Raw genomic sequence first — 19,296 nt, forward strand, 5'->3', positions numbered from 1 at the left:
AGATTTTGTTTTATCAGGAAAATAAAAGGATGCAGCTCTTTTGTTGTTGTAGAGACAAAAATAAGTTATGCTTTAGTGGAGTCGAAATTCTTGAGAGCCGTTCTTAGTGCTTGGCGAGCCAAGTTGTCTGCACCTTTGTTTTTTGCATCTGGGATCCATTCAATGAGGTACAATTCAAACTGATTTAAGAGGCTTTTTAATTGGTGCAAATGAGGTTTAAAGACTTCATTTTTCACATAGCTTTTTTGGATAGCCGAAACAACTATTTTGCTATCTGAAAAAATTTGAAGAACCTCTTTGTTCAGTTTATGATCTACGAGATAGGACAAGCCTGTAACTAAAGCGATAAACTCAGCTTCATGATTACTGTAGGTACCTTCAAGAGGTACGGCAGTTTGTTGATAGAGATCTTCGCCAACTAAAACAAAACCTATTCCGCTGGGACCGGGATTGCCTTTAGTTGCGGCATCTGTATAAATTTTTATCATTAGAAAAAACTCCTTAAAAAGTACCAATTTATTCAAACTTAACTGCTACTATTATAGTACTACATTTGAATAAAATTGTTTATATATTAAGATACATAGGATGAATGTGAGGGAATTGTGTGAAACGGTCAAAAAAATCAAAAATCATTCTTTCGTTTGAACCGGCTTATCAAATAATCTATTGGTCGATCTGTTGGTTGACTTTTTTTATAGCTGTAATAGCTGCATTGGAGTACACAGCAATTAATTGGACAAGTATTGTCTTTGGTGTATTAACTATTGGGTTAGTTGCTTTGACTAGGACCATTCATTTGAAGATAGAAAAGGAGCAGCTGATTTTTTCAGGTTGTTTGAAACAAAAAAAGACGCTCTCTATTTCAGCTATTCATAAAATTGCTTTTTCTAAAATGAGAGTCATCATTTTATTGAACAGCAATGACTCTGAGCAATACCGTTTTTATTTAAACCAAAAAAACAAACAAATTTTTTTAGCTCACATGAAGGAACACTATCCTGCAATTATTTTAGAAGAACAACAAGCTGCTTCTAGTGAATATTAGTTGGAGCTGAAGTAACTCAAAAGCATTAAAAAAGAGCGGGAAATCCCGCTCTTTTTTAATGCTTTTGTTGACCAGATAGTGAGCAATGATTGTGTAAAAAATATTCTGATCCCCCTATGTGTAACGCATGGAAATAAAAGGGCAATGCTACTTTGCTATTCTTACTTTGGTCGCTTGTGGACCACGATTTCCTTCAGCGATATCAAACGTTACTTTTTGTCCTTCAGCCAAAGATTTGTATCCTTCTGCTTCGATGCCTGTAAAGTGTACAAAGATATCTTCAGCATCGTTGTATTCGATAAAGCCGTAACCTTTGTCATTGTTGAACCATTTAACAATACCATTTTCCATGATAGGTTTCCTCCTAATAAGGGGATTTTTCAATTGTAAGACGATAGAGATTAGAATGCTATGTCTTTCAATCATTATATGAATAAACAAATAATCCGTCAATGGAAATCTCCTTATAGAAAAACGCTTTCTGTTTGTGCAGGTATTTTTTCATTTGCAGACAAGAGAAAGTTTTTTTCAGTTTGCGAATGCGGTATACTAGTTAAGAGAGAAAAGGTGTTTTCCATAATGGAAATTGAAAGGATGATGAATCAATGCTGACAGATATTCAAATTGCACAACAATCAAAGAAGAAAAAAATCAAAGAAATTGCGCACAAGATAGGTTTAAATGAAGAGGATCTTGAGCTGTACGGCAATTATAAAGCAAAAATTCAATTAGAAACGATTCAACAATTGAAAGATAAAGAAAACGGAAAGTTGGTACTAGTAACATCGATCAATCCCACACCTGCTGGAGAAGGAAAGTCCACGGTATCCGTTGGGTTGGCAGATGCATTGAATCGGGTAGGAGAATCCACTATTCTGGCTTTGCGCGAACCTTCTTTGGGTCCTACAATGGGAATCAAAGGTGGGGCTGCTGGAGGAGGTCACGCACAAGTTGTTCCTATGGAAGACATTAATTTGCATTTTACAGGAGATCTGCATGCTTTAACTTCTGCTAATAATGCATTATCGGCATTTATTGATAACCATATTTATCAAGGTAATGAATGCAACATCAATCCTACGACAATCAGTTGGAAACGGGCGGTTGATTTGAATGACCGAGCTTTAAGAAATGTGGTGGTTGGATTAGGCGGAAGATTGAATGGTGTACCTCGTGAAGACGGATTCGATATCACAGTGGCCAGCGAATTAATGGCCATCCTTTGTTTAACTACTGGTCTTCAAGATTTAAAAAATCGTTTAAAACAAATTGTGGTTGCTGAAACCTACGACAAACAACCTGTTACTGTAGCAGACTTGCATGTAGAAGGAGCTTTGGCATTATTGCTGAAAGACGCTATCAAACCAAATTTGGTTCAGACGCTGGAACATACGCCTGCTTTAGTGCATGGGGGGCCTTTTGCCAATATTGCTCATGGATGCAACAGTGTACTGGCTACCAGCACTGCAATGAAATTAGCGGACTATACGGTGACAGAATCGGGATTTGGAGCTGATTTAGGTGCCGAGAAGTTTTTAGACATCAAAGTTCCCAATTTGGAGAAAGCTCCTGATGTTGTCGTTATTGTAGCAACGATCCGGGCACTGAAGCTGCATGGCGGAGTGAAATTGGATCAGTTAGAAGAAGAAAATAGCAAAGCGATCACTAAAGGGTTTGCTAACTTAGAAAAACACATTGAAAATATCAAACGCTACAATTTACCCGTTGTAGTCGCTATTAATGAATTCAGTAAAGATACTCCAGCTGAAATCAATCATCTAGCTGCCTTATTGAACAAACAGCAAATCCCTGCTGCGAACACTTCCGTATGGGCAAATGGGTCGAAAGGCGGGATTGATTTGGCGAATAAAGTCATTTCCGCTGCCAACCAAGGACATGAAGACTTTCAACCTTTGTATGAAGACTCTAGCAAGGTCGTCGACAAAGTCCAAAAAATCGTAACCGAGATTTATGGCGGACAAGAAGTGTACTTCACTAAAAAAGCCTTATCTCAAATGAAATTATTTGAACGACGTGGTTGGGACGAGTTGCCGATCTGTATGGCGAAAACTCAATATTCTCTTTCAGATGATCCTAAAAAATTAGGCAGACCAACTGGTTTCGCTGTTACCATTCGAGAATTTATTCCTAAACTAGGAGCGGGATTTATTGTGGCATTAACAGGAGACGTATTGACTATGCCAGGGTTGCCTAAAAAACCAGCAGCGTTAAATATGGACATCAAAGAAAATGGAGATATCACCGGCTTGTTCTAATCAGCCGATAAAATAAGCTGTTTCAACACCTTGACCAACGTTAAACGGGTCAAGGTGTTTTTTTCGTATGGTGTAAAATCCAGAGGAAGTTTTTTAAAATACCTGACGAGGGTTTCTATTTGATATAAAAATGGTAAAATAAGAAAGACCTCATGTAAAACGGAGTATGTATTAAATGAAATGAAAGAGTTGAACTCATTATGAAAGAATTAAAAGCAGAAAACTTAACGCGTACCTATGGAGAAAAAGTCCTATTAAACCAAGTGAATTTTTCTATTATGGAAGGCGATCGTATAGGTTTGATCGGTGTAAACGGTTCTGGCAAGACTAGTTTATTGAACACTTTGACGGGAAGAGACAAAGCCGAACAAGGATCGATTCAAACACCAAAGGAATATCGTATTGGGTATTTAATGCAAGACCCAGATCTGGATACAGAAAAAACGGTCTTTGATGCGGTATTTCAAGGGGAAACACCGATTCTAAAAGCCGTTCGCGAGTATGAACAAGCTTTGGAGAAATTGAACGAAGATACACTGAATTCCGCTTATCAAGAACGTTTTTCTAAAGCAGAACAGCGGATGACTCAGGAAGATGCTTGGATCGCAGATACGAATGCAAAGATCATATTGACTCAATTAGGCGTTTTCGATTTGAATCAACGTGTGTCGACTTTATCGGGAGGGCAAAAAAAACGTGTCGGTTTAGCTCAAGTGCTCATTCAAGCTCCAGATTTATTGATTTTAGATGAGCCCACCAACCATTTGGATTTTGAAACCATCAATTGGCTGGAAACTTACTTGAGTCAGTATAAAGGGGCTTTGTTATTGGTAACCCACGATCGTTATTTCCTAGATCGGGTAGTGAATCGAATCATCGAATTGTCTCATGGCGATTTGTACTTCTATAACGGAAATTACATGCAATACGTGGAAGAACGCGCTGTCCGTCAAGAAGCGGCTATTCAAGCTGAACACAAGCGGAATCAATTGTATAAAAAAGAATTGGCTTGGATGAGAACAGGGGCTAAAGCCAGAACAACTAAACAACAAGCTCGGATCGACCGATTCCAAGATTTAGAAGACAATTTGAATCAAGTCAAAACGGATGGACAAGTGGAAGTCAATCTGGAAGGTTCTCGTTTAGGGAAACGTGTCTATGAATTAAAAGAGGCTACACTAACGATCGACCATAAACTAATTTTGAAGGAGTTCAACTTACTGGTACAAACAAAAGATCGAATCGGCATCACAGGTAAAAATGGGACTGGTAAATCTTCTTTATTAAATGTACTGGCTGGTAGAGTAACCTTAGATTCCGGTGTTTATACTGTCGGAGAAACAGTCCGAATGGCTTATTATACACAAGAAATCGAAGACATGGATCCTACGAAACGAGTGATCGCCTATTTGCAAGAAGTGGGAGAAGAAGTCTCTACAAGTGCGGGTGAAAAGATTAGTGTCACTAACTTGTTGGAACAGTTTTTATTTGAACGCCATACTCACGGGACTCAAATCGGAAAATTATCTGGTGGTGAGAAGAAACGGTTATACTTGCTGAAATTATTGATGCAGCAGCCAAATGTTCTGCTGCTGGATGAACCTACAAATGATCTGGATATTGCTACATTAACCGTTTTGGAAGACTATATTGAAACCTTCCCGGGTGCTGTGTTAGCTGTTTCGCATGATCGTTATTTCTTAGATAAAATGGCAGAAAAAATGTTGATTTTTAAAGGAAATGGAGAGATTATCACCCATTACGGCAATAGCAGTTCTTACATGGAACAAGAAAAAGAAGATGAACAAGCTGCTAAACCTGGAAATACCAAAACTCCAACAGAGTCAGTTGTAGAGGATAAAACAAAAGAAAAAGTGAAATTGACTTACATGGAGAAAAGAGAATGGGAAACAATCGAAGACGACATCGCTGAGATAGAAAAATCGATTGAAGCTATCAAAGAAGAAATGATTGGAAAAGGGAATGATTTTGCGAAGTTGCAAGAATTGCAAGAAAATCTGACTGCACAAGAAAATCATTTGGAAGAAAAAATGGAGCGCTGGGAATATTTAGCTTCGTTTTCTGAAATGTAACAGCATTTGCAGGACCGATAACAGCAGAAATGAGAGTTAAAAGCGGAGGGATACTAGTGGAAGAAGCTTATTTATCATTAGCGAGAAAAATTTTAGCAGAAGGAACAGATAAAAGTGATCGTACGGGGACTGGAACAAAAAGTATTTTCGGTCACCAAATGCGTTTTGATCTGCAAGAAGGTTTCCCTTTATTGACTACGAAACGTGTTCCTTTTGGATTGATCAAAAGTGAATTGTTGTGGTTTATTAAAGGAGACACCAACATTCGCTACTTACTTGAACACAATAATCACATTTGGGATGAATGGGCGTTTGAACGCTATGTGGCGAGCCCAGAATACGCCGGCCCTGACATGATTGATTTCGGTAGACGTTCATTAGCAGACGCTGCTTTTAAAGAAGTGTACCAACTAGAAATGAAAAAATTTACGGAACGTATTTTAAACGATGCTGCATTTGCTGAACAGTACGGAGAATTAGGGAACGTCTATGGTTCACAATGGCGACAGTGGAAAACGACTCAAGGGGAAACCATTGACCAGTTAAAAGATGTTATTGAAATGATTCGTACAAATCCGGATTCTAGACGCTTGATTGTCTCCGCATGGAATCCAGAAGATGTGCCTAATATGGCATTGCCGCCTTGTCATACGTTGTTTCAATTTTATGTAGCAGAAGGTAAGTTGAATTGTCAGTTGTATCAACGTAGTGCGGATGTCTTTTTAGGAGTACCGTTTAATATTGCCAGCTATGCTTTATTGACGCATTTGATTGCTCACGAAACAAATTTAGAAGTTGGAGAATTTGTGCACACTTTTGGAGATGCACATTTATACAGCAATCATGTCGATCAAATCCAAGAGCAATTGTCTCGTGAACCTAGATCCTTTCCAAAGCTGGTATTGAACCAAAAAAAAAGCAGTATGTTTGATTTTGAAATGGAAGATATCCGCATCGAAGGATACGATCCGCACCCGAGAATAAAAGCTCCAATAGCGGTATAATAAGTATAAAGTAGGGAGTGGTAATAGATGATAGCTTTTTTATGGGCAGAAGATAAAAACGGTCTGATTGGAAAAGGCGGAACATTGCCTTGGTATCTGCCGAATGACCTGAAATTTTTTAAACAAATGACGATAAATCAAGCCATTGTAATGGGGAGAAAAACATTTGAAGGAATGGGGAAACGCCCTCTTCCAAATCGCATCAACATTATTTTAACGTCAGACTCCTCGTATCAAGCCGATGGCGTGGAAGTCATGTCTAGTCGTGAAGAAGTATTGGCTTTCGCAAAAGCTTATGAGAAAGATACCTTGATCACTGGAGGCGCTGGTGTCTTTCAGCATTTTCTAGAGGATGTCGATATCTTGCATCGGACAGTCATTGATGGAGAATTTGAAGGGGATACCTATATGGTTCCTATCAATTGGGACGACTGGACCTTAACACATGTGGAAGAGGGCGTGAGAGACGAAAAAAATGTTTATGCGCATCGTTTTGAGACCTATCGCCGAAAAAACAGCTCCAAATAAAGAAGATAAAAGCTTTGCTGCAGATTTTATGCGGTAAAGCTTTTCGTCCCTGAAAAAAATAAAAAAGAATCGAGGAATAGGCGATCTAGTACTTATTTTTTGTGAGATAAAATGGTAAAATGAACCAACGTAAAATAATGGAAAGGAACAGAGTGCATTTGATATGAAAAAAGTACGTTCATCACTGCTCAGTTTACTGTTCCTATTAATAGGCAGTTTATTGGTGGTATTGTTGCTCAATGCTTTCTTTAATACACCTGGAGAGGAACAGACAACTCCTGAGAGCATACCTGAATCGGTCGAACTTGTGGCTATTGGTGATTCATTGACAGAAGGTGTCGGTGATAGTCTATCCAGTGGCGGTTATGTTTCTCGGGTCGCTGATTTGTTAGAAGAAAAGAAAGAAGTTGCTGAAGTTACCACACAAAATTTTGGGGTCAGTGGAAACCGCAGTGACCAAGTGCTTTCCCGAATGGAATCCGATTCTGAAATAAAGACAGCTGTTAAGTCAGCTGATATGGTAGTATTTACGGTAGGTGGAAATGATGTTATCCGTATTTTTAAAGACGAGCTGCTCAATGTTCAGTTGGACAGTTTTATCCAACCGCTGCAAGTATATCAAGAGAATTTAACAAAAATGATTCAACTGGTCCATGAATGGAATTCAGAAACAGACATTTATATTTTTGGCATCTACAATCCGTACGCCATTTATTTTTCAGAAATCGAAGAAATGCAGCGGATCGTTGATGAGTGGAATCAAGCCACTCAAGATACTGTTGCCGCATTTGAGTATACCCATTATATTCCAATAGATTCAGCTTTTACGGTTGAAGATCCAAATGCCTTGGCACAAACGAAAGCAACGAATGAAGTGATTGAAAATCCGTATCTTTACGAAGAAGATTTATTCCACCCCAATGATGCTGGTTACAGCAGAATGGCCGCTTTATTGCTGACAGAAATGGAAAAAACGGAAGCCTTTTTGGAAGAATAAACAGGCAGCTTCTATAATGCAACTTAAAAGGAGGTACTATGGACGAAAAAAGAATGGATAAAGAAAGAAAAGAACCGCTAAATATATGGAAATGGGCATTCTTGACCTTAGCAGCTATTCTTATAGGAACAGGAATCTGGTTTGTTCAACAACTGCAACCGGTCAGATATGGAGAAGTCAATGAAAGACCCGTAAATACAGAAGATGTCATGACCTTTAGCGTAGCTGCTCAGAAAGAAGAAGTCACACAATTGATGAACCAATACATTGATGAGGAAGTAACAGGAAGCAATGTAAATTATGAGGTCTTGCTGGATGAGAATTTTCAACTTGCAGGAAGTTTTGAAGTATTTGGCTTTGAGGTGCCGTTTAATTTGTATATGGATCCATTTGTAACCGATAATGGAAATATACAACTAAAAGCAGACCAGTTGTCTTTAGGACAATTGAATCTGCCGATTTCATTTGTAATGAATCAACTGGGTAATCAGTTGTCGATTCCCGAATGGGTAGTGATCGATGGGGAAACAGAAACGATCACCTTGAACTTAAATGATTTCCAATTAGATAGCGGCATTTTCTTCTCCGCCGAACGAATCGATTTAGTAGAAAACGAACTATTGGTGAATGTCCATATCCCGGCTTCAACCACTGAATAAAAGAAATGAGGTTAATGAACATGACAGAAACAGCTATTTTTGCTGGTGGATGCTTTTGGTGCATGGTATCCCCTTTTGATCAACAACCCGGTATTGAATCGGTGATTTCCGGCTATACTGGCGGTCAAACTGTTGATCCTACTTATGAAGAGGTAAAGTCGCAACTGACTGGACATACAGAAGCCGTTAGAATTACTTTCGATCCAGAGATAATCTCTTATGCGGATTTAGTCGAAATTTACTGGAAGCAGACAGATCCTACAGATGCTATGGGACACTTTATGGACCGCGGCAGCAGTTATCGGCCAGTGATTTTTGTGCACAATGAAGCTCAACGAACAGCTGCCGAAGCTTCTAAACAGGCACTGCAAGACAGCAGGAAATATTCTAAACCGATTTTGACGACCATTGAAGACAGCTGTCCTTTTTATGAGGCAGAAGAAGAACATCAAGAATTTTACCGCAAAAATCCTGAACGCTACCAACAAGAAAAAGTGGAGCGCGAGGCATATGCGAATAAACAACAAATGGGGCAAGTACGATGATACGCACATTCTACCAATATCTGATGACTGAAAGAGATGCAGATATGAAAGATCCGGTGACGATTTTTGCGAATTCAGCTTTTCGAGACTCAAGTTTTCCAAAGCAATCCAAGGATTACCATGAACTGTGTCACTATTTAGAAATGAACGGTTCGTATTTAGAAACGATGACCATATTTGATGAAGCATGGGAACGGTATTTGGCTACTAAAAAATAACAAACTGAAGACTAAATGGAGGGATTAGATATGAGTGTACATATCGAAGCAAAAGAAGGACAAATTGCAGAAACGATTTTATTACCAGGAGATCCATTGAGAGCAAAATACATCGCGGAAACTTTTTTAGAAAATGTAGAGCAGTACAATTCGGTTAGAAATATGTTTGGTTACACAGGGACATATAAAGGGGAACGTATTTCTGTACAAGGTACAGGGATGGGGCTTCCTTCTATGATGATCTATGCAGAAGAATTGATGACACAATACAATGTACAGAACTTGATTCGTGTGGGAACTGCTGGAGGAATGAAGGCTGACATCAAAGTTCGCGATGTGGTTTTAGCCCAAGCAGCCACTACCGATTCAAGTGCAGTAATGAATACATTCAATGGACAAGTTCAATTTGCACCGATTGCTGACTTTGATTTGCTGAAAGCAGCTTATGAGATCGGAACTGAAAAAGGATTGAAAATGCGTGCTGGCAATGTATTGTCTGCGGATCGCTTTTACAATGAAGAGTTAGATAAGAAAAAATTGGCAGACTATGGTGTAATGGCTGTAGAAATGGAAGCTGCTGGACTGTACACTTTGGCTGCCAAATACAACCGCAGAGCATTGACGATCTTAACCATCAGTGACCATTTGATCACTGGAGAAGAAACGACAGCTGAAGAGCGTCAAACTACTTTTAACGATATGATTGTTATTGCCTTAGATGCTGCTTTAAAAATCAAAGGATAGTCATTTTTTTAGGTAAGTGGTACACTTTTTTCAAGGAATTAAATCAAGCGACTATTATCAAGCAGAAAGGAGCTATCTATGAATAATGATTCGAACAAGAAAAAAAGAACGCGTATTCATCCAGTAGCGTATGTGGTGTCTCTAATTGTGGTAGCATTGCTTTCTGTAGGGTTTACTCTTTTAGCAACACATGCTTCTATCTCTGCACCAACGGAACCCGAATCATCTAATGCAGTTTCATCTAGTCAATCAGAATCTGCCGTCACCAGTACAAGCGGGATCGATTATACAAAGTTTGAACAGGTCTATAACACGTTGATGACAGAATATTTTCAAGAAGTGAGCAGTGAAGACTTAATGGAAGGTGCTCTTTCTGGGATGACAAATGCTGTAGGAGATCCTTATACGCAATATTTAGATTTATCTGATTCTGCTGTTTTGAATGAGAGCATTGATGCTTCTTTTGAAGGCATTGGCGCTGAGGTCCAAAAACAGGGGGATTACATTATGATCGTGTCCCCAATCGCTGGTTCTCCAGCAGAAAAAGCTGGTTTGATGCCGAATGACATTATTTTAAAAGCAAATGACCAAGAATTGAGCGGCCTTTCTTTAAATGAGGCAGTGTCTTACATTCGTGGAGAAAAAGGGTCTGAAGTCGTTTTGACAATCCAGCGAGGAGACAATACGTTTGAAGTTACGCTGACACGAGATACGATTCCGGTAGAAACGGTGGTCTATAATTTAGATGAATCAGACCCGACAGTCGGTTATGTCGGTATCACGAGTTTTTCTACACCAACCTATACCGAATTGGTCGCCGCCGTGGAAGACTTGAGAGCTCAAGGAGCTACCTCATTTGTCTTTGATGTCCGCCAGAACCCAGGCGGTTTATTGGATGCAGCCATTAATATTTCCAATATGTTTTTAGAAGATGGTGAGACGATTGTTCAAACTCAAGAACGTGATCAAGAACCAGTTCCCGTTGTTGCAGATGATGCTTCAATGGGAGATTTTCAAGTGACAGAGCCATCTGTTCTGTTAGTTGATGAAGGAAGTGCCAGTGCATCAGAGATTTTAGCAGGTGCACTGCAAGAATCTGCTGATATCACTGTTATGGGATCGACGACATTTGGAAAAGGGACAGTACAATCTGTGATTCCTTTTGCAGATGAAAGCGAGTTGAAATTAACGATTGCCAAATGGCTGACGCCAAACGGAAATTGGATCCATGATAAAGGTATTGAACCTGATATTGCAGCGGAATTACCTGAATATGCTTATCTTTTAATGATCAATTCTTCGGCCACCTACCAAGAAGGTGACACATCTGAAGAAGTGGCGAATTTAGAAAAAGTGATCGATGCTTTGAGTTATGATGTAGGTGAAGTGGATGGACATTTTGATGAAGCCACTGCTGAAGCAGTTGAAACATTCCAAGCTGATCAAGAGTTGACGGTTGATGGTGTCGTGACAGAAGAAACGGCTATTATGCTGATTACAGAATTGCGCAATTTGATTGATTCAAATGACACGCAGTATGAGGAAGCTTTGGACCATTTGCAACAATCAGGTGAATAGAGAAAGAAAGAAGATGGAGGTAGTTCTGTCTTCTTTTTTTCGGAGCGGCAACAAAAACATAGTTATTTCAGCACTTTTTTAGTATGATAAAGATAAATAAAGTTTGGAGCGAAATGATATGAAGAAATATTGGAAGGAAAATGGCAAAGGATGGTTGAAAGCAGTGCTTTTTGCAGCAATTGCCGTATCGATTATCAAGTATTTTATTTTTCTTCCAGTTTCCATTGACGGCTCTTCGATGTTTCCTACATTTCAACAAAACGATCAAATTATCGTTGAAACTATTCACCAAATCAACCGATTTGATGTGATCGTTTTTCGTGATTCTTCAAATCGGACATTTGTAAAACGAGTGATTGGTCTTCCTGGAGAAAGTATCCGGTATGAAAATGATCAGTTGTTTATCGATGATGAACCGATCAATGAGCAGTTTTTGGAGAACGATTATGTCAAAACAGCGGGTGGCGTTTGGACTTCAAATTTTACCCTTGAGAATCTGACGGGAGAAGCATTGGTTCCAGAGGGACATTATTTTGTATTGGGAGATAATCGGCGCTTGAGCCATGATAGTCGTTATTATGGACCTATACCAGCGGAAATGATTATAGGGGAAGCGGTTATGGTATACTATCCATTTGAACGTATATCTATCGTAAATTAAAGGATGAAGGTAGGAGATAGCAATGAACAATAACTATGATGCGGAACAAGGACAAATGAACCAGTCCTATGAACCTCGAAGAGACAAATACCCTTCAAAAAAAAGAAAGACTGCCCCACCGGAAAATACGCCTTCTAATAAATGGAAAGAATTTTTTAGTACCCTACTGTATATTGTGGTCGCTTTAGTGATTTTTATGCTGGTACGCCACTTTTTGTTTGCTGCAGTAAGTGTTGAGGGCGATTCAATGGTTCCGACGTTACACGATAATGATCGTCTGATCTTAAACAAGGTAGCGGATATCAATCGATTTGATATTGTTGTATTCGATGCACCTGATGATCCAGGGAAACAATACATTAAACGGGTGATCGGAGTGCCTGGGGACACGATAGAAGTACGAGATGATGTTTTATTCGTTAATGGGGAAGAAGTACCAGAAGAGTATTTGGCAGCTGAGTATTTTACCTTAGATGAATCAGACAACTTTACGGATGACTTTAATTTGTCTATCTTGACTGGAATAGAAAAAGTCCCTGAAGGACAATACTTTTTATTAGGCGATAACCGAATCAACTCAAAAGACAGCCGTTACTTTGGGTTTGTGGAAGAAAGTGCGATTGTTGGTACAACTGATTTAAGAATTTGGCCGTTAAGCGATATTGGAGATATGAATCCAGCAAATGAGTAGCACACAACACTGTACAATAGGATAAAACTAATCAAGAGATTCTAACCAGAAACTTTTTGGTGGAATGGAAAGGTTAGTTTTTCTTTTTGGAACAATGATTGAAATAAAGGACGTGAATGGTATGAAAGTAATACAATGGTATCCAGGTCATATGGCCAAAGCCAAAAGAGAAGTATCTGAAAAAATAAAATTAGTGGATGTCGTTTTTGAGCTGGTGGATGCAAGACTGCCGATTTCCAGTCGAAATCCGGTGTTGGATGAAATCATTCAACACAAACCACGCATCATGATCTTAAACAAAAGTGATTTGGCCGATAAAAAAGCTACGCAGCAATGGGTCAACTACTTCGAAAACCAAGGCATTCCTGCTATTCCGATCGTAGCTCAAGAAGGCAAAGGGGTTAAAGAGATTACTGCCAGAGCTAAACAATTGATGCAGCCTAAATTTGATCGTATGGCTGAAAAAGGCATGAAGCCCCGTCCGATTCGAGCCATGAGTATCGGAATCCCCAATGTTGGGAAATCGACCCTGATCAATCGTTTAGTGAAAAAAAATGTTGCAAAAACTGGAAACAGACCAGGGATCACAAAAGCCCAACAATGGCTTAAATTGGGAAAAGAAATCGAATTATTGGATACTCCCGGAATTTTATGGCCGAAGTTTGAAGATCCCGAAATAGGGAAAAAACTGGCATTGACAGGAGCTATCAAAGATACGCTGTTGAATATAGATGACATTGTATTATATGGATTAGGGTTTTTGAAAGAAAATCATCCTGCCGCTTTAGCCAAACGCTACAATTTGACAACAGAAGAATTAACTCTTGATAATCCAGAGTTATTGATGTTGATCAGTGAAAAACGTGGCTTTAGAGATGATTACAATCGAGCTGCAGAAATGGTCTTATACGAGATTCGTGATGGAAAAATAAGTCCATTTACTTTAGATGTTGTACCTGTACAAGAATCTGAAGGAGAAGAAACGAATGATTGATGCCAATAAACCACTTAGTATCGCAGAAATAAAAAAGGTTTTACAGACGATCACGGATCCGTCAGATGAGCGTTTAGATGCTTTTCGATTAGATTCTCGCAAAGGTGCCCTGACCGCCTTAAACAGTTGGGAACGAAAAATAGAAAAACAACAGTTGAAAGAAATGAAGCTTCAGGAAATGCTGGTTTACGAAAAACGAGCGTGGTCTCATGGAAAAAAACTAGTTGCCGGGATCGATGAAGTGGGTCGCGGGCCTTTGGCAGGGCCTGTTGTATCTGCTGCTGTCATTTTACCAAAGGATTTTAATGTCATCGGTATAAATGATTCTAAGCAATTGTCTTTAGCTAAAAGAGAAGAACTCTTTGAGGTGATTCAATCTGAAGCATTAGCCATCGGTATTGGCATCAAAGACACAACGGTCATTGATCAAGTGAATATTTATGAAGCATCAAAACTGGCCATGATCGAAGCTGTGGAACAATTAGAGGTTCAACCAGATCATTTATTGATAGATGCTATGAAATTGCCTCTTTCATTTCCTCAAGAAAGCATTATTAAAGGGGATGCCAAGAGCGTTTCAATCGCAGCGGCTAGTATTATTGCCAAAGTAACCAGAGACCGTATGATGGAAGAGTATGATTCCATTTATCCAGGTTATGGATTTTCAAAAAATGCTGGGTATGGGACTAAGGAACATTTGAATGGTTTAGATCAATTAGGTGTTACTCCTATTCATCGTCACAGTTTTGCGCCTGTACGAGAAGCTTATCGGCAACAATACTCTTCATTATAATAAGTAGAAACAGAAACTAGGACCAGTGTCCTAGTTTTCTTTGCGTGGTCAAAAACATTTCAAGGATTAAAAAAATTTCTCTATTTCTACGTATGTTTAATTAAAGGGAGGGACAGAGAGATGTTGAATATTGAACAGTTAAATTTAATTATGCTCCATTTATCCTTATGCAGAGGTGTGGATTCCAGCCAACGTATCATGATGATCGTGGCCGTTATGGAAAATCCGGATTGTACATTAGCAGAATTGGCCGACAGTGCAGGACTCGTAGAACAGAAAAGAACTCTTTTTTACGAGAGTTACCAGTCTATTCCGTTAGCAGAAGTAGTCCAAGAACACCAAAAAAAGAACATTCATTGGGTATCCATTTTCGATCCTCGTTTTCCAGAATACCTTAGACACATTTATGATCCGCCTGCCTTATTATTTTATAAAGGCGATATCAGCCTGGTAAAAGAAAATTTGCTGTCTGTGGTCGGTTCAAGAAACCATAGTCCATACACTACAGAGGTGCTGAAGCAATTTGTACCAACTTTGATCGAGAAAAAGTTGGTACTTGTCAGCGGGTTAGCTAAAGGGGTAGACACCCAAACACATCAATTAGCTCTTCATCATTCAGGTAAAACGATCGCTGTTATTGGTTGCGGTTTGGATTGTTACTACCCTAAAGAAAACCAAGAACTGCAAGATGAGATAGCTGATAATCATCTGCTGTTGTCTGAATACCCTATAGGAACCAAGCCATTGAAACATCATTTTCCTATGCGGAATCGAATCATTGCTGGTCTCAGTTCAGGAACGTTAGTCATTGAAGCCAAATACCGCAGCGGCAGCTTAATAACGGCTAATTTAGCCTTGCGTGAAGGGCGGGAAGTATTTGCTGTGCCGGGAGCTATTACAAATCCTTTTTGTGCGGGGACCAATGACTTGATTGTACAAGGTGCTACTTGTGTATTGAATGGAGAAATGCTGACACAAAACTATCGTTTATAAAAAAAACTTTTCTTTTTTTATTTTTCTCGAAAGATAAATCTAAAAAAACAAAACAAAAGACTGCTGCTTCAGCTTTTAGCTGTCTTTTTTGAGTCCCTCTTTTTTAGACGTCATTTCTAGAAAAATTAAAAAGCTTTCATTTGAATAGTTGACAAATACCACTTGAATAGCATAAGATGATTTACGATTTCAGTTAGTTATTCAAACCAGTGATAAATACAACGAATACGTTCAATTGAAAGGAGTATTTTATTGGCCTATAAATATTTGGTGATCGTGGAATCACCTGCTAAAGCAAAAACAATTGAAAAATATTTAGGAAGAAATTATAAAGTAGTGGCCAGTTTAGGTCACATACGTGATTTACCTAAGAGCCGCATGGCGATCGATACGGAAAATCATTACCAACCAGAATACATTTCCATTCGAGGCAAAGGACCTTTGATCAAAGAATTGAAAAAATACGCAAAAAAAGCTGAAAAAGTTTTTCTCGCAGCTGACCCGGATAGAGAAGGGGAAGCTATCGCTTGGCACTTGTGTTATCTGTTGGGCTTAGATATAGAAGATAAAAATCGTGTAGTTTTTAATGAGATTACGAAAGACGCTGTAAAAGGGGCTTTTAAAGAACCTCGTTCCATTAATTTAGACCTCGTCGATTCTCAACAAGCCAGACGTGTATTAGACCGTTTAGTAGGGTATACGATTAGTCCTATTCTATGGAAAAAAGTCAAAAAAGGGTTGAGTGCAGGTCGTGTCCAATCAGTCGCATTAAAATTGATCTGTGATCGTGAAGAAGAAATTGCCGCCTTCGAACCTGAAGAATACTGGTCAATTGATGGAAATTTCAAAAAAGGAACTAAAAAATTCAAAGCAGCTTTTTATGGAGTAAACGGTAAAAAGACAAAGTTGACGAATGCGGAAGAAACCCAAAAAGTGATTCAGCTAATTGATGGCGATGAATTTGAAATAACAAACGTGGTTAAAAAAGAACGTAAACGGAATCCATCGCTGCCATTTACCACCAGCAGTATGCAACAAGACGCGGCCCGTAAAATCAATTTTAAAACCCGTAAAACCATGATGACCGCGCAACAGTTGTATGAAGGAATCGCTCTTGGACGTGGTGGAACAGTAGGCTTGATCACTTATATGCGCACCGACTCTACACGGATCTCGGATACTGCTAAAGGCGAAGTTCATGACTTTATTAATGAAAATTATGGTCCGGAATATGCCAATGCGAAACCTCGTGTGGGAAAAAAATCAGAAGGCTCCCAAGACGCCCATGAAGCAATCCGTCCTTCCAGTGTGAAACGGACGCCGGAAGAAATCCAAAAATATTTGTCCAAAGACCAGTATAAATTGTATAACTTGATTTGGTCTCGTTTTGTAGCCAGCCAAATGAAACCAGCTGTTTTCGATACGATGACAGTAGATTTGGAGCGAAATGATGTATTATTCAGAGCAAATGGACAAAAAATGAAGTTTCCGGGGTACCAAAAAGTGTACATTGAGTCCAGTGAAAGCGGCAAAACAGAAAAAGACAACATTTTACCACCTATGGAAGAAGGCGAGACGGCTAAGACAGTTGATATTGAACCTAAGCAACATTTCACTCAACCGCCAGCTCGTTTCTCTGAAGCAACGTTGATCAAAACGTTGGAAGAAAATGGTGTTGGACGTCCGTCTACCTATGCCCCTACATTGGAAACGATCCAACGAAGATATTATGTTAAATTAGCTGCCAAACGATTTGAACCTACAGAATTGGGAACAATCGTCAACGGACTGATTGCAGAGTACTTCCCTCAAATCGTAGATGTTCACTTTACCGCTCAAATGGAAAAAGATTTAGACCAAGTTGAAGACGGAAAAGAAGAATGGGTCAATGTCATCGATCGCTTCTATCAACCATTTGAAAAAACGGTTGAGATTGCTGAAGAGCAAATGGAAAAGGTCCAAATCAAAGATGAACCAGCCGGATTTGATTGTGAGGTTTGTGGTCATCCGATGGTCATTAAAATGGGAAGATATGGAAAATTCTATGCTTGCAGCAATTTTCCGGAATGTCGTAACACGAAAGCCATTGTTAAAGACATCGGCGTTACTTGTCCAACTTGTGGAGAAGGCCATGTTATTGAACGCAAATCGAAAAAGAACCGCATTTTTTACGGATGTGATCGTTATCCTGATTGTGAGTTTGTTTCTTGGAACAAGCCGATCGGTCGAAATTGTCCTAAGTGCGAGCATTATCTAGTAGAGAAAAAAGTTGCTAAAGGCAAACAAGTTATCTGTAGCCACTGTGACTACGAAGAAGAATTGCAAAAATAATCTATTGATAAAACAAGGATCAAGCAGGACCTTTTCAATTTTATGGAATGAAAAAATTGCTTCACGAGTTTTATCAAACGCCACAGCTTGAAGTGGTTTAGATTCATTTAATCGGTCAAAGAACTATGATTTTTATCGGATTAAGTTTCGTTTAAAGAGTTCCCAATCGATTGTAATCCCTTTGCTGGTATGATAAAGTTACTTTGTCGTACGAGTGGAGGGATTTTTGTGAACAATCAAAAATTGATCGAGCTTTTTTTAAATTATTTGATTTCAGAGCGGGATTATTCCGTTCTCACAAAAAAAGCTTATCAAGAAGATATTGAACAATTTAATGCATTTTTAAATCAAACGGGAGAATCGGCGTTTAATACAGTCTCCATCCAAGATGTCAGGATTTTCTTGGGAGAATTAAATGAAAAAAAATTAAGTCGAAATAGTGTTTCTCGAAAAATATCGAGTCTGCGAGCATTTTATCAATTTTTATTGCGCAATGAACTCGTGACAGACAATCCTTTCTCTTATGTTCACTTAAAAAAGAAAAATTTGAGATTGCCAAGATTTTTTTATGAGAAAGAAATGGATGTCCTTTTTCAAACCGTTCAAGGAGATGGGCCATTAGACATGCGCAATGAAGCTATCTTGGAAGTTCTCTACGGTACAGGTATTCGTGTCAGCGAGTGTGCCGGTATTCAGTTACAAGATATTGATTTCGAGTTAAATGTATTATTGGTCCATGGAAAAGGCAATAAAGAACGCTATGTTCCATTTGGACATTATGCGGCAGTTGCGATGCAGCATTACTTGGAAAAAGGACGTAAACCGTTGATGCAGAAGCACCATAAAGAACACAAGACGTTATTTGTGAATCACCATGGAGATGGGATCACACCTACAGGAATTGAATACGTGTTGAATCAAGTCATCAAAAAAAGCAGTCTTACATCAGACATTCATCCGCATATGCTCCGACATACCTTTGCGACACATTTGTTGAACAACGGTGCAGACATGCGTACTGTTCAAGAACTCCTTGGACATTCAAGCTTATCATCGACCCAAATTTATGCTCATGTAACAAAAGAAAGCTTACAAAAAAATTATCGTCAATTTCATCCTAGAGCTTAAGAGAGCCTGGGTGTA

General features: G+C 39.0%; 20 protein-coding genes. 18 read left to right on the top strand and 2 right to left on the bottom strand.

The features are described 5' to 3' along the window. Positions 1-65 precede the first annotated feature (65 nt). Complete coding sequence (locus ACEN4I_RS09965) at positions 66-488, bottom strand: ribonuclease HI family protein (protein ID WP_407097327.1); 423 nt, start codon at positions 486-488, stop codon at positions 66-68. Positions 489-607: 119 nt separating this feature from the next. Here ACEN4I_RS09965 and ACEN4I_RS09970 point away from each other — a divergent pair, with 119 nt between their 5' ends. Next, positions 608-1,048 (top strand): EbsA family protein, encoded by a 441-nt coding sequence (locus ACEN4I_RS09970; protein WP_407097326.1) that lies wholly within the window; start codon positions 608-610, stop codon positions 1,046-1,048. Positions 1,049-1,195: 147 nt separating this feature from the next. On the opposite strand, the gene ACEN4I_RS09975 is transcribed toward ACEN4I_RS09970, so the two are convergent. Further along, on the bottom strand, positions 1,196-1,399 hold the full coding sequence (locus ACEN4I_RS09975) for a cold-shock protein (RefSeq protein WP_079650851.1): 204 nt from the start codon (positions 1,397-1,399) through the stop codon (positions 1,196-1,198). 254 nt (positions 1,400-1,653) lie between these two features. Here ACEN4I_RS09975 and ACEN4I_RS09980 point away from each other — a divergent pair, with 254 nt between their 5' ends. From ACEN4I_RS09980 to xerC, 17 genes are all read left to right on the top strand, one after another. After that, entirely contained in the window at positions 1,654-3,324 is a 1,671-nt protein-coding gene (locus tag ACEN4I_RS09980) for a formate--tetrahydrofolate ligase (RefSeq protein WP_407102825.1), read from the top strand. Positions 3,325-3,524: 200 nt separating this feature from the next. Continuing rightward, the gene (locus ACEN4I_RS09985) at positions 3,525-5,417 is read left to right on the top strand and encodes an ABC-F family ATP-binding cassette domain-containing protein (protein ID WP_407102826.1); all 1,893 of its coding nucleotides are present in this window, start codon (positions 3,525-3,527) and stop codon (positions 5,415-5,417) included. 56 nt (positions 5,418-5,473) lie between these two features. Beyond that, entirely contained in the window at positions 5,474-6,421 is a 948-nt protein-coding gene (locus ACEN4I_RS09990; protein ID WP_407102827.1) for a thymidylate synthase, read from the top strand. 27 nt (positions 6,422-6,448) lie between these two features. Continuing rightward, on the top strand, positions 6,449-6,949 hold the full coding sequence (locus tag ACEN4I_RS09995) for a dihydrofolate reductase (RefSeq protein ID WP_407097322.1): 501 nt from the start codon (positions 6,449-6,451) through the stop codon (positions 6,947-6,949). Positions 6,950-7,112: 163 nt separating this feature from the next. Further along, positions 7,113-7,946: a GDSL-type esterase/lipase family protein gene (locus tag ACEN4I_RS10000; RefSeq protein ID WP_407102828.1), complete on the top strand. Its 834-nt coding sequence runs from the start codon at positions 7,113-7,115 to the stop codon at positions 7,944-7,946. A 38-nt stretch (positions 7,947-7,984) separates the two neighbouring features. After that, on the top strand, positions 7,985-8,605 hold the full coding sequence (locus ACEN4I_RS10005) for a YpmS family protein (protein WP_407102829.1): 621 nt from the start codon (positions 7,985-7,987) through the stop codon (positions 8,603-8,605). Between the two features lie 20 nt (positions 8,606-8,625). Further along, complete coding sequence (gene msrA, locus ACEN4I_RS10010; protein ID WP_407102830.1) at positions 8,626-9,150, top strand: peptide-methionine (S)-S-oxide reductase MsrA; 525 nt, start codon at positions 8,626-8,628, stop codon at positions 9,148-9,150. Further along, positions 9,147-9,368: a YozE family protein gene (locus ACEN4I_RS10015; RefSeq protein ID WP_407102831.1), complete on the top strand. Its 222-nt coding sequence runs from the start codon at positions 9,147-9,149 to the stop codon at positions 9,366-9,368. Before msrA ends, ACEN4I_RS10015 begins: the two co-directional genes overlap by 4 nt. A gap of 30 nt (positions 9,369-9,398) precedes the next feature. Next, positions 9,399-10,112 (top strand): purine-nucleoside phosphorylase, encoded by a 714-nt coding sequence (gene deoD / locus ACEN4I_RS10020; protein ID WP_407102832.1) that lies wholly within the window; start codon positions 9,399-9,401, stop codon positions 10,110-10,112. A 78-nt stretch (positions 10,113-10,190) separates the two neighbouring features. Further along, on the top strand, positions 10,191-11,690 hold the full coding sequence (locus ACEN4I_RS10025) for a S41 family peptidase (protein WP_407102833.1): 1,500 nt from the start codon (positions 10,191-10,193) through the stop codon (positions 11,688-11,690). 118 nt (positions 11,691-11,808) lie between these two features. Next, positions 11,809-12,351 carry a signal peptidase I gene (gene lepB, locus ACEN4I_RS10030; protein WP_407102834.1) on the top strand — a complete coding sequence of 181 codons (543 nt, stop codon included), beginning with the start codon at positions 11,809-11,811 and terminating at the stop codon, positions 12,349-12,351. 22 nt (positions 12,352-12,373) lie between these two features. Beyond that, positions 12,374-13,042 (top strand): signal peptidase I, encoded by a 669-nt coding sequence (gene lepB, locus ACEN4I_RS10035; RefSeq protein WP_407102835.1) that lies wholly within the window; start codon positions 12,374-12,376, stop codon positions 13,040-13,042. A 121-nt stretch (positions 13,043-13,163) separates the two neighbouring features. Then, positions 13,164-14,036 carry a ribosome biogenesis GTPase YlqF gene (gene ylqF / locus ACEN4I_RS10040; RefSeq protein ID WP_407102836.1) on the top strand — a complete coding sequence of 291 codons (873 nt, stop codon included), beginning with the start codon at positions 13,164-13,166 and terminating at the stop codon, positions 14,034-14,036. Further along, on the top strand, positions 14,029-14,829 hold the full coding sequence (locus ACEN4I_RS10045; RefSeq protein WP_407102837.1) for a ribonuclease HII: 801 nt from the start codon (positions 14,029-14,031) through the stop codon (positions 14,827-14,829). Before ylqF ends, ACEN4I_RS10045 begins: the two co-directional genes overlap by 8 nt. A 120-nt stretch (positions 14,830-14,949) precedes the next feature. Then, positions 14,950-15,822 carry a DNA-processing protein DprA gene (gene dprA, locus ACEN4I_RS10050; RefSeq protein WP_407102838.1) on the top strand — a complete coding sequence of 291 codons (873 nt, stop codon included), beginning with the start codon at positions 14,950-14,952 and terminating at the stop codon, positions 15,820-15,822. A 252-nt stretch (positions 15,823-16,074) separates the two neighbouring features. Next, entirely contained in the window at positions 16,075-18,153 is a 2,079-nt protein-coding gene (topA, locus tag ACEN4I_RS10055) for a type I DNA topoisomerase (protein WP_407097310.1), read from the top strand. Positions 18,154-18,381: 228 nt separating this feature from the next. Then, positions 18,382-19,281, top strand: a complete 900-nt coding sequence (gene xerC, locus ACEN4I_RS10060) for a tyrosine recombinase XerC (RefSeq protein ID WP_407097309.1) — start codon at positions 18,382-18,384, stop codon at positions 19,279-19,281. Positions 19,282-19,296 lie beyond the last annotated feature (15 nt).

The sequence above is a fragment of the Desemzia sp. FAM 23990 genome, assembly GCF_045528485.1.
Taxonomy (GTDB): domain Bacteria; phylum Bacillota; class Bacilli; order Lactobacillales; family Carnobacteriaceae; genus Desemzia.

Excerpts from the sequence above, each read along its gene's own strand:
- ACEN4I_RS09965 (WP_407097327.1), bottom strand. The coding sequence starts at position 488 with ATGATAAAAATTTATACAGATGCCGCAACTAAAGGCAATCCCGGTCCC.
- ACEN4I_RS09975 (WP_079650851.1), bottom strand. The coding sequence starts at position 1,399 with ATGGAAAATGGTATTGTTAAATGGTTCAACAATGACAAAGGTTACGGC.
- ACEN4I_RS09980 (WP_407102825.1), top strand. The coding sequence starts at position 1,654 with ATGCTGACAGATATTCAAATTGCACAACAATCAAAGAAGAAAAAAATC.
- ACEN4I_RS09985 (WP_407102826.1), top strand. The coding sequence starts at position 3,525 with ATGAAAGAATTAAAAGCAGAAAACTTAACGCGTACCTATGGAGAAAAA.
- ACEN4I_RS09995 (WP_407097322.1), top strand. The coding sequence starts at position 6,449 with ATGATAGCTTTTTTATGGGCAGAAGATAAAAACGGTCTGATTGGAAAA.
- ACEN4I_RS10000 (WP_407102828.1), top strand. The coding sequence starts at position 7,113 with ATGAAAAAAGTACGTTCATCACTGCTCAGTTTACTGTTCCTATTAATA.
- ACEN4I_RS10005 (WP_407102829.1), top strand. The coding sequence starts at position 7,985 with ATGGACGAAAAAAGAATGGATAAAGAAAGAAAAGAACCGCTAAATATA.
- msrA (WP_407102830.1), top strand. The coding sequence starts at position 8,626 with ATGACAGAAACAGCTATTTTTGCTGGTGGATGCTTTTGGTGCATGGTA.
- ACEN4I_RS10015 (WP_407102831.1), top strand. The coding sequence starts at position 9,147 with ATGATACGCACATTCTACCAATATCTGATGACTGAAAGAGATGCAGAT.
- deoD (WP_407102832.1), top strand. The coding sequence starts at position 9,399 with ATGAGTGTACATATCGAAGCAAAAGAAGGACAAATTGCAGAAACGATT.
- ACEN4I_RS10025 (WP_407102833.1), top strand. The coding sequence starts at position 10,191 with ATGAATAATGATTCGAACAAGAAAAAAAGAACGCGTATTCATCCAGTA.
- lepB (WP_407102834.1), top strand. The coding sequence starts at position 11,809 with ATGAAGAAATATTGGAAGGAAAATGGCAAAGGATGGTTGAAAGCAGTG.
- lepB (WP_407102835.1), top strand. The coding sequence starts at position 12,374 with ATGAACAATAACTATGATGCGGAACAAGGACAAATGAACCAGTCCTAT.
- ylqF (WP_407102836.1), top strand. The coding sequence starts at position 13,164 with ATGAAAGTAATACAATGGTATCCAGGTCATATGGCCAAAGCCAAAAGA.
- ACEN4I_RS10045 (WP_407102837.1), top strand. The coding sequence starts at position 14,029 with ATGATTGATGCCAATAAACCACTTAGTATCGCAGAAATAAAAAAGGTT.
- dprA (WP_407102838.1), top strand. The coding sequence starts at position 14,950 with ATGTTGAATATTGAACAGTTAAATTTAATTATGCTCCATTTATCCTTA.